Annotated in this window: 2 protein-coding genes; both read left to right on the forward strand. The window is 72.0% G+C overall.

What is annotated here, in order from left to right:
• A partial coding sequence (locus HYV14_11780) for a hypothetical protein (GenBank protein MBI2386679.1) occupies positions 1-148 on the forward strand: 148 nt, incomplete at its 5' end.
• Positions 145-2,745 (forward strand): ATP-dependent Clp protease ATP-binding subunit (locus HYV14_11785; GenBank protein ID MBI2386680.1); only part of this gene is annotated, 2,601 nt, incomplete at its 3' end. The genes HYV14_11780 and HYV14_11785, both read left to right, overlap by 4 nt.

The raw sequence follows: 2,745 nt of genomic DNA on the forward strand, positions 1-2,745 counted from the left end.
CGCGCGGCCCCTCAAGCAGATCGTCGAGCGCCAGCTGTCCGACGCCATCGTCGAGGCCGAGCTCGAGGGCCGCATCGGCGAGGGCGACGCGGTCAAGATCGACTGGGACGCGCAGAAGAACGCGTTCACGGCGGACAAGAAGCAGTGACGCCCCCGCGCCGGGTCCTGGCGGCCGCCATCGCGCTCGCGATGGCGGCGCCCGGCCCGGTTTTCGCCGCCGGCGTGGCGCGGGTCTCCGTAGCGGTAGAAGCGGGGCTCGCTCCTAGGCTCGCTCAGCCGGGGAGCGGGCCTTCCTATTCAGCCCCTTCCCTGATCCTCTCTCCCGCGTCTTTGACGCCGTCCTTGCTCGCCGCGCCCGCGATCGCCCCGGCCGCGCTGAAGCCCGTCGCCGCCGCCGCGGCCAAGCCCGCCCCGCGTGAAGCCCTCGACGTCGCGGCCGTTCAGGCCGCGAAGCTGGCCCCGAACATGGGCGGGGCCGAGGCGAAGGAGCGCGCCGGCGCCGCCTTCGAAGGCAACGCGGAGCGTCGCGAAGTCTCGTCCTTCGTGAGCCCTCAAGGCGCCGCGACCGGCGCGGAGCACGTTTTTCTTGAGATAAACCAACGCTCCGCCCCTGCCTCGAAGGCCGTCCCGCCGATCCCCGCCGCGAACGCGGGATTCGTCTCCTTCATCCGCAAGTATTGGCTCGCCGCCGCGACGCTCGGGGCGGGGGCGCTGCTTTGGGCGCTCGGCTCCGACACCGCGGCGAGCGTCCTGCCCCTGCTGGGCCTGGCCGGCACGCTCGGCTGGACCCCGACGCCCGGGGCGAAAGCCTCCTTCCTCGCCGCCATCCGCAACGCGGCGGCGCCGGGCACGGTGATCTCCTACGACGAGGTCGGCAAGATCGGCGCGCGCCTCGGGATGGACGCCGACAAGGCCGGCGAGACGTTCACCGAGCTGGTCCGGGAGGGCCACCTCGCGATCCGCGACAACCGCGACGCCGTCTATCACAGCTTCCGCGCCCGCGCCGAGGCGCCCGGCGCGGACCCCGCCGACTCCCTGGCGAGCAACGCGGCCGTGCTGATGAACAGCGGCAGCTCCTCCGACCACGCCCGCGCCGTGGCCAAGGCCGACCGCGCCGTCGCGGCCTACGAGAAGGCCGGCCTTCCCCAGCTCGAGGAAGCCAGGGTCCTGCGCGCCAACGCGACCCTCGAGTTCGTCTCCGGCCTCCTCCTCGCCCACCAGAAGGACCTCGAGAGCCGCGACCCGCTCCCGTTGAACCTGGCCCGGCGCGCCATGGAGGTCGCCGAGGTCCGCGAGTGGCTCCAGACCGCGACCTACCAGACCGGCAAGGTCCCGGCGATGCCCAAGAGCATCCACCGCAAGCTCGTCGCCTTGGTCGGCTCGCTCAACCCCCGGGAAGAGGACGGCGGCGCGGCCGCGGACGAGGTCGCCGACGGCTACATCGCCGCGCTCGACCTGCTCGAGAAATACGATCCGAAGGATTTCCTGTACGAAGGGCCGTCGTCGAAGGCGCCGGCGCCCGAAGGCTCCTGGAAGCCGACCGACAAGCAGGCCGCGGCGTTCGCCGCCGAGATCCGCGCCCGCACCGCCCCGGGCGAGACCGTCACGCGCGAGACGATCATGCGCGCGGGCAGGTCCCTCGACCTCGATACCGAGCAGATGGCCGCCTCGGTCTCGGCCCTCGCCGCGCGCGGCGAGGCGCTCGTCCTCGCCAACGGGAAGGTGGTCTCCTTCGACCTCCGCGACCAGGCGGAGAGCGATCGCGACGGCCTGTGGGACCTGCACAACGAGGCCGTCGACGCGATCAAGCTGGTCAACGAGCCCGGCCTCGAGAGCCACCTGAAGGCCGTCGCCCGCCTCGACGCCCTGCACCACCGCTACTTCGACGCGCGCGCCCAGCTCAGCAACGAGGCGAAGGCCTACCAGCAGGTCCTCATCGCGCTGGCCAACGCCAAGCTCGAGGCCGCCGCCGACGTCGTCCGCCGTCAGGCCGAGGCGCTCAAGGGCGACGAGGCCCGCCTCGCGGGGATACGCCAGGCCCAGGCCTGGCTCGACCACGCCTACTACTCGGCCGAGCGCCGCCAGCGCATCACGACCGCCTCGCACAAGGCCCTCAACGCCGCCGCGTCGCTGCCCGCCTTCCGCGACGCGCTCGGCGGCCATACCGATCCGCTGATCACGCAGGGCGTGATGCAGACGCGCCAGTTCCTGAGCGGCATGACGGCCGAGGACGACGAGCAGGCCGACCGCGACGCCCCCGCCCCGCATCCGTCGGGCTGGCGCCCGCTCTCCGCCCGGGACTATCCCGCGCTGACCAAGTACGGCATCGACCTCACCGGCAAGGCCGTCGACGGCAAGATCCCGCCGATGATCGGCCGCAAGGCGGAGATGCGCCAGATCGTGAAGACCTTGCTGCGCGTGGAGAAGAACAACCCGCTGATCATCGGCGAGAAGGGCGTGGGCAAGACGGCCGTCGCCAACGGCCTGGCGCTGCTGATCGCCAAGGGCGAGCTCCCCGAGCTCGAGGGACGCAGCGTCGTCAAGCTCGACCTGACCAAGATCGTCGCCGGCACCACCTTGCGCGGCCAGTTCGAGGAGCGCATGGTCGCCATCCTCGACGAGGCCAAGAAGTCCAACGGCCGCGTCCTGCTCTTCATCGACGAGATCCACATGCTCGTCGGCGCCGGGGACTCCGCGGGCTCGACCGACGCCGCCAACATCCTCAAGGAATCGCTCGCCGACGGC

This window comes from Elusimicrobiota bacterium (assembly GCA_016182905.1).
Classification (GTDB): domain Bacteria; phylum Elusimicrobiota; class Elusimicrobia; order UBA1565; family UBA9628; genus GWA2-66-18.